Origin of the sequence: Rhodobacter maris (genome assembly GCF_900217815.1) — a bacterium.
GTDB lineage: Bacteria > Pseudomonadota > Alphaproteobacteria > Rhodobacterales > Rhodobacteraceae > Rhodobacter > Rhodobacter maris.
On record NZ_OBMT01000019.1, the window covers coordinates 33,960 to 35,667 of the forward strand.

The 1,708-nt window shown below is 58.2% G+C and carries 1 protein-coding gene and 2 pseudogenes; 2 read left to right on the forward strand and 1 reads right to left on the reverse strand.

From position 1 onward, the window contains the following. Nucleotides 1–529: 529 nt before the first annotated feature. Entirely contained in the window at nucleotides 530–661 is a 132-nt protein-coding gene (locus CRO22_RS19460; RefSeq protein WP_394341505.1) for a winged helix-turn-helix transcriptional regulator, read from the reverse strand. 425 nt (nucleotides 662–1,086) lie between these two features. Here CRO22_RS19460 and CRO22_RS19255 point away from each other — a divergent pair. Then, a pseudogene (locus CRO22_RS19255) lies at nucleotides 1,087–1,583 on the forward strand (IS110 family transposase); the annotation flags it as partial. A 32-nt stretch (nucleotides 1,584–1,615) separates the two neighbouring features. Further along, a pseudogene (locus CRO22_RS17235) lies at nucleotides 1,616–1,708 on the forward strand (IS5/IS1182 family transposase); the annotation flags it as partial.

Sequence of the window (1,708 nt, forward strand, 5' to 3'; positions counted from 1 at the left end):
AAGTCACTTCCAACGTAAAGATTATCTTGAATCACAGCAGACCGCGGATGGGCAGCCGTTTTGTCAACACGGCCTAGTAGTCGGTCAGCGCGTCGATTTTTGAATCGGTCGGACGCAAGACCGCGTTTGCAGCGCCGCTAGGTTGGGATTGGATTTTGAAACCTGCATGTCCTGTTCGGCCGGGTCGTGCCCGATTGCCATCGCGTGTTTACTACGCCGGCTGCACTGCCCCAAGCCCGCGCACGTCCGGCTCCAACCGGACTGCGCCATTCGAATGCCCTGCTCCGCACGCTACCTTCCGTCAGCTTGGCCAAGGAAACCGGACTCCCAGTCTTGATCGACTTCGCCGCGCAGCAACTTGACTTCCTGCCGCAACGCTTCGTATTATGAGAATTCCGGATTGCGGAAACTCACGGTCAAGATCGACCTTTCTAGCATACCGTTTGGCGTCAGCACATAGGCATAGCTGCATTTGTCTTTGGCGACGGTGAAATTGCCGACTTCACCAAGCCCTTGTAGATCAACGCACTCAGGGCATACTGCCGTTGCTGATCCCGACCTGCCGGGCGAGTTCCCGTTGCGACATCTCGGGGTCCTGGTGCAACAGTTGCAGGATGAGGAACCGCATCTCGTCCTGCCGGTCGGTGCGTCGTGATGACATCGTCGGGGTTGGTCTCGCTCAACAGCTACCGCACAAGGCCTGCCCGCCGGCCGCCTAGCAAAGTTCGTGGTCGATCTGCAAACAAGCTCTTCGCATCGCTCAAGACTGAGCATTAGCGGCATCCCAGGTCGGGAACAAGGTGATTCTGAACGTCGTGGCGGAGGAGGAGGGAGGCAGCGGAACCAGCCCGTTGGCGTGGGTGATGCGGGACCGTGCGGAACCGGTTAGGCCGTGTTGACAAAACGGATTCCCATCCGCGGTCTGCTGTGATTCAAGATCATCTTTACGTTGGAGGTGACCTTGGCACGCAACCTGATGTCCGACGACGAATGGGCATTCTTTGACGGCTTTGATGATGGGTTGGGTAGCCCCTCCTGACGGCACTTGTGCCAGATTGATCCGGACGGGATCAGGAGGAATTGGCTATGAAGAGAGTCTCGATCATCGGCGTTGACCTGGCGAAGCAGGTCTTTCAACTGCACGGTGCGACAGCGGAAGGCGAAGTCGTGTTTCGCAAGAAGCTGTCGCGCAAGCAGTTTCTTGCGTTCATGCAGATGCATCCCGGATGTCTCATTGCCATGGAAGCCTGCGCGACATCTCATTATTGGGCGCGGACGTTGGCGCAAATCGGGCACGAGGTGCGCCTGATCGCTCCGAAATTCGTCAAGCCGTTTTGAAGAACCAGAAGAACGACATGGCGGATGCCGAGGCCATCGCGGAGGCGGCCAGCCGACCGACCATGCGTTTCGTCGAGGTGAAGACGCCGGAGCAGTAGGGGCTCGGCATGATTTTCCGGCTGCGCGATCTTCTGGTCGGGCAACGGACGCAGACAATCAACGCCTTGCGCGGACATCTCGCCGAATTTGGACTCGTCGCTGGCAAGGGGCGCGAGAACATCGACAAACTGCGGGCCGCTCTGGAACCGGGCCAAGATGCGACGAAGGACCTCCCTCCTTCTTTCCCAAATCACACGGGAAGCCTCGGGTTGATGACAGGCGGGTGTTGAGCGGGATTATCTTCATCAATCGCAATGGCTTGCGTTGGCGT

Bases quoted from the DNA above. Each gene is read 5' to 3' on its own strand.
- CRO22_RS19460 (WP_394341505.1), bottom strand. From the start codon at position 661: ATGTCATCACGACGCACCGACCGGCAGGACGAGATGCGGTTCCTCATC.